This window comes from Gemmatimonas sp. (genome assembly GCF_021298855.1).
In the GTDB taxonomy this organism is placed as follows: Bacteria; Gemmatimonadota; Gemmatimonadetes; order Gemmatimonadales; family Gemmatimonadaceae; genus Gemmatimonas.
In genome coordinates, this window is record NZ_JAJTHI010000082.1 from 1 (window position 1) to 5,262 (window position 5,262).

Annotated in this window: 5 protein-coding genes; 3 read left to right on the top strand and 2 right to left on the bottom strand. The window is 70.7% G+C overall.

The features are described from left to right. Positions 1 to 1,144: 1,144 nt before the first annotated feature. The gene (locus tag LW840_RS16960; protein ID WP_291266624.1) at positions 1,145 to 2,041 is read left to right on the top strand and encodes an alpha/beta fold hydrolase; all 897 of its coding nucleotides are present in this window, start codon (positions 1,145 to 1,147) and stop codon (positions 2,039 to 2,041) included. 24 nt (positions 2,042 to 2,065) lie between these two features. Here the strand turns inward: LW840_RS16960 and LW840_RS16965 are convergent, their stop codons facing one another. Further along, on the bottom strand, positions 2,066 to 2,458 hold the full coding sequence (locus LW840_RS16965; RefSeq protein WP_291277446.1) for a hypothetical protein: 393 nt from the start codon (positions 2,456 to 2,458) through the stop codon (positions 2,066 to 2,068). Between the two features lie 170 nt (positions 2,459 to 2,628). On the opposite strand from LW840_RS16965, the gene LW840_RS16970 reads away from it, so the two are divergent. Further along, positions 2,629 to 3,258, top strand: coding sequence for an NAD(P)-binding domain-containing protein (locus LW840_RS16970; protein WP_291266639.1), 630 nt, complete (start codon positions 2,629 to 2,631; stop codon positions 3,256 to 3,258). An 11-nt stretch (positions 3,259 to 3,269) separates the two neighbouring features. On the opposite strand, the gene LW840_RS16975 is transcribed toward LW840_RS16970, so the two are convergent. Further along, a complete protein-coding gene (locus LW840_RS16975; RefSeq protein WP_291266622.1) occupies positions 3,270 to 4,157 on the bottom strand; it encodes a PHB depolymerase family esterase in 888 nt (295 codons plus the stop codon). 355 nt (positions 4,158 to 4,512) lie between these two features. On the opposite strand from LW840_RS16975, the gene LW840_RS16980 reads away from it, so the two are divergent. After that, positions 4,513 to 5,262 (top strand): amidohydrolase family protein (locus tag LW840_RS16980; RefSeq protein WP_291277447.1); only part of this gene is annotated, 750 nt, incomplete at its 3' end.

The window sequence follows — 5,262 nt, forward strand, 5'->3', positions numbered from 1 at the left end:
ACAGAATGAAGCGCGCCGTTATCGGCGCCACCGGCCTCATGGGCGGACTCGCACGCGAATAGCAGGGTGCCGAGAAAGGCGGTGTTCATCGAGCAAACCGGTGCGGTTGTCGAGCGTGTCGGCGGGTTCGCGGCGATCACGAGCGAGATGAGAGGCCTCGCGGCCTCGGTTCGGCGGCTGTCGCGGCGCGTTCGGGGCGCGGGAAGCAGCCTCCGGCCCGGGGGCAGGCCGGGAGGCAGCGCCGCAGAAGGGCATCCGGCCGGATCCGCGAGGCCCCCGCGTGCGACGCCCCTTCAGGGAGAACCGGGCCTTACGCGGCCACCAACGAACCGGGGGACCAGGCACGTTGCCTGATCCCCCGCTCCCAAATCGTTGACCTGTCGGAACTTTCCAAGCTCCCCGAACAGGACTCGATTACCACGCGTTACTACGGCTGGTATGCCAACCGTCCGCGTGGGATGCGACGGCAGGCTGAGCCCGCCGCAGTCGACGCACCGCCAATGATCATCCCCGCGCCACGAGTCGCGCCGACCGAGGCCACTCGCCGATGGGCGGTCCTCCTGCAGCAGATTTTCGAGGTCGACCCGCTCGCCGCCGCCCCGACTCCCCCCTGAGGATGCGCCTCCCCAACGCCCCCCGACCACGCGGGGACGTTCGGCGTGCGCGGCGGTCCCACCGCAGCGACCCCACGGTCCCCACCGGCTCCCGCCGGCCCCGGGTCACCCGTCCGGACCGCAGGCCGAACAGCCCGCGAAGCGCACCGGCGCGGTGGCGGTCGCGCCGAAGCCCGCTCCCCGCTGCTCGCGAGGCAGCGGACCGAGCCTATACTCCAGCCACCCCGATTGAGTTTCCTATCGAAATGCGGCCGGGCCATCGTCTCACCAGCAGGCGCACTGCTTCTCCCCAGCGCGGCGGCCCCCCAGTCGGTCTCCTCAGGGCCATCGCCAGCGCCGACTCCGGGGCGCCTGGTCTGGCCATCGAACGCGGCGCCTCCTCGCGTTGCTTGCGACGCGTCCCACGCCTTGGCCGGGTGGTCGAAAAGGGGAGCCGAAGGCACCATCGGGCATTATCGTGAGGGCGGAGGCGCACGCTGCGCGCCTCCTGATCGTGCCGCTTCGACGGACTTCGGCGTACCTCGCTCCCCATGGCCTCCGACCTGATCGCCTCCGAACTCGTAGTGCCCGCTGCCGACGGCTATCCGCTCGGGGTGACCCACGTCGCCCCGTCCGGGCCGGCACAGGGGCGTCTGATCGTCGCCGGCGCGACGGGTGTGCCGCAGCGCTTCTACGCGCGCTTCGCCCGGTTCGCCGCCGCGCAGGGGATCGCGGTGTGGATGTTGGACTATCGTGGCGTTGGCGCCTCGCGCCCCGCGTCGCTGCGCGACTTCCGCATGGACTACCTCGATTGGGCCCGTCTCGATCTGGCGGCCCTGCTGGACCATGTCGACGGGCGCGGTGATGGTCCACTCTGGATGGTGGGGCATTCCTTCGGCGGCCACGCGATCGGGCTGCTGCCCGGGCACGAGCGGATCCAGCGGGTGGTCACGTTCGCCACCGGCGCCGGGTGGCACGGCTGGATGCCGCCACTGGAGCGACTGCGCGTGCAGTTCCTGTGGCGCGTGATGGGACCATTGCTGGTGAGCGCCACCGGGTATCTGGCGTGGAGTCGGCTGGGGCTCGGCGAAGATCTGCCACGCGATCTCTTCCATCAGTGGCGCCGATGGTGCCGGTGGCCGCGCTACTTCTTCGAGGACCCGGAGCTCCCCGGACTGGCCGAGCAGTTCGCGGAGGTCCGCATGCCCATTCGCGCGGTGAACGCCCTCGACGACCACTGGGCACCCCCCGCCTCACGGGATGCCTTCATGGCCCAGTACCGGAATGCTCCGGTCGACGCGGTCACGCTCGATCCGCGCAAGCTCGGCCTCCGCAACATCGGCCACATGGGCTACTTCCGTCCGCAGGCCTTGGCACTGTGGGAGGACACGCTGGCGTGGCTGCGCGGCCTCGGCACGGACGCGACGTCCGCAGTCACACGTCCATAAGGTCAGGTGACCGGCACGCCCGCGTCACGCGGGTGGCCGATCGATGCGGGACCAGCAGTACGGATGCTGGTCCCGCTGCCCCTCGTGATCGAGCACCGCGTCGGTCTTCTCGGCCGCCGTGCGTGACCGGTGATTGTCGCGCCCGATGTGGAACCACACCACATCCACCTGCGTGTCGGCGTGCGCCAGCATCAGCGCCTTGCGTTCCCCATGGGTCGCGCTGCCACACGCCTCGAAAACGGACGCCGCGAGTGGGCGCACGTGCAGCGTGGGGCCATCGAGCGTGGGCTGCCGGCCGGGATCGCGTGCCGTGCAATACGCGGCGTCCCAGCTCCGGAGCCCGTTGATGGGCGGGAGTGCCGATTGGCCGAGCATGGTGATGGCGTAGTCCTCGCGCGGCGGAACAGCCGCGTGCACGCCGGCGCTGGTCCTCCGACACACGACTTACCTGCCGGGAAGTCTATGTCGAAAAGGTGCGTACTGTCGCGGGAAATCCAATCGGCGTAGGCTTGCCATGACAGCAGCCGAGGTCCGGAGCGACCGCGGCGCGGCGAGCCATCGAGGCGCCCGGTCGGACACTCGCGGGCCTGGCGCGTACCCAGCAGGAGGGACTCATGAAGATCGCGATCATCGGTGCCGGCCGCGTGGGCACCACACTCGGCGCGCAGTTCCAGCGCGCCGGTCACCATGTCGTCTACGGTGCGCGCACGCCGGATAGTCCCAAGTACGCCGGGATCGGCACCGTGGCCACCATCAGCGACGCGGCGGCCGCGGCGGACGTCGTCGTGCTCACCACGCCCTGGGCTGGGGCGCAGGAGGCGCTCGAGGGCGCCGGCGATCTCACGGGGAAGGTCCTCGTGGATGCCACCAATCCCATCGGGCCAGGGATGGTGCTCACGCACGGCACCACCGACTCCGGCGCGGAGCAGGTGGCGCGGTGGGCGCCGGGGGCACGGGTCGTGAAGGCGTTCAATTCCATCGGCATGGAGGTGATGGCGAACCCCGTCTTTGCCAACGGCCGATCGGTACTCTGGATGAGCGGAGACGATGCCGACGCGTGCGCACAGGTGGCCGAGCTGGCGACGAGCATCGGCTTCGAGCCGGTGCGCCTCGGGCCGCTGGCCCGGGCGCGTTTTCAGGAGCCGGCGGCGCTCGTGTGGATCACCGCCAGCGCGACCCTCGGGCGGGAGTTCTCGTGGGGAATCCTGCGACGATAGGCGCGCGGGCCCTACGGCAGCCGCGCCTTGAAGAACGCCCACACCACCTCGGCGAACTCCACATCCCGATTCTGCGTGCCGGTGGCCGGGTTGCTGGCCGAGAACACGGTGCGACTGGGTACCGCGTGCCCTGCCCCATCGAGGCGCCACCACTGCACGGGGGTCGCGCCGGCATAATCGAACCGATTGGCGGGGCCGGTGTCGGCGGTGCTTGAATCGATCACGGCGGTCGTGGGCGTGGCGGCGGCGAGCCCGTTGATGGCGAGCCAGCGGTCGCGCGTGGCGATCGCGGAGATCACGCGTCCCCGATTGCAGGCGCCGCCGATGTCGGCCACGCAGCCGCCATTCCACGGCATCTGCGGGTCACCGCTCCCGTGCAGCAGCAGGATGGGGAGGGGGCGCGTGGGGCCGGTGGTGCAGCGGCCCGGCTTCGGGGTCACGGGCAGACTGCCGGCGCCGGTGGCGACGGCGCCCACGAGATCGGCACGCTGGAACGCGAACGCGTGCGTCATCTGGGCGCCGTTCGATCCGCCGCTCATGAACATGCGTGATGTGGTCAGCCCGTACTCGCCGCGCACCCGTTCCACGAGCGCCGCCAGGAAGCCGATGTCGTCGGCATTGCTCTCGACCGTGTTGTCGGCCCGGCAGTCGACCCACCCCGGCAGGCGCTGGGCATCGTTCGCGGGCAGGCCTCCGGGGTACACCACCACGAATCCTTCACGGTCCGCCACGGTGCGGAAGACCGAGAGCGGGTGCCGGCCGAGGATCGCCACATCGAGCCCTTCGCCCCCGCCGCCATGCAGGACGAACACGACCGCCTTCGGGGTCGTGAGCCCCGCCGGCACATGCACGCGATACTGGCGCGTCACCCCACCGACCACGAGGGTCTGGTCGGTCATTTGCCCCACAGGATACGGCGGCGTTGATGGCGTGGGGCGGGTTGCGTCGGGCTCGGTGGCCGCACTGGAGCAGGCGGACAGGATGGTGCCGAGGAGGAGGGCAGAGACGATTGGTTTCATGGCCGGGAATTGATTGAGGGTAGCACACCGTGGCGGCATCAATCGGTTGGACGACGGACCGGCGGGTACGTTAGGGGGGCGACTCGTGCGCGCCGGGGCTGGCGGCACAGGGGTACGGGGGCTATTTCCGTCGCGACGCAACAACGGCGGCGTGCCCGTGCCGCCCCCGCGTCCCCGTCACGCGTGGCGCGTGTCAGCGCGTTGCGGCGGGCCTTCCCGAGACCTCATGAGCACCATGCGACCTGCTCTTGTGTGCGGCCTCACCCGCGTGGCCCTGACGCTGGGCCTTGGCGCCTGCACGCCCGCTCCCTTCGATGTCCTGCTGCGCGGGGGGCGCGTCCTCGATGGCAGCGGGGCGCCGGCCACGGTTGCGGATGTCGGCATCCGCGATGGGCGCATCGTCGAGATCGGGGATCTCGGGACTCGCACGGCCGCGGACACCGTGGACGTGACCGGCCACGTGGTGGCGCCGGGCTTCATCGACCCACACACGCACGGGCGCGAGCGGCTGCGCGACATCCCCACCGCCGACAACCTGATCCGGCAGGGCATCACCACCATCGTCGATGGCAATGATGGCAGCTCCCCGCTGCCGCTGGGGCCGTTCCTCGATTCGCTCGCGCAGTGGGACGTGGCACCGAACGTGGCACTCTTCGTGGGGCACGGCAGCGTGCGCCGGCAAGTCATGGGTACCGCCAACCGGTCAGCAACCCCCGACGAACTGGCCGCCATGGAAGCACTGGTGCGGCAGGCCATGGCCGACGGCGCCGTGGGGCTCTCCTCGGGGTTGTTCTACGTGCCGGGGAGCTTCGCCCCCACCGAAGAGCTGGTGGCGCTGGCCCGCGTGGCCCACGCCGCCGGGGGGATCTACAGCTCGCACATGCGCAACGAGGACGACAGCGTGCTGGCGGCGGTGACGGAAACCCTCCGCATTGGCCGCGAGACCGGGATCCCGGTGCTGATGTCCCACCACAAGGTGGGGGGG

Coding starts and splice junctions, on each gene's coding strand:
- LW840_RS16975 (WP_291266622.1), bottom strand. CDS start 4,157: ATGACCGACCAGACCCTCGTGGTCGGTGGGGTGACGCGCCAGTATCGC.
- LW840_RS16960 (WP_291266624.1), top strand. CDS start 1,145: ATGGCCTCCGACCTGATCGCCTCCGAACTCGTAGTGCCCGCTGCCGAC.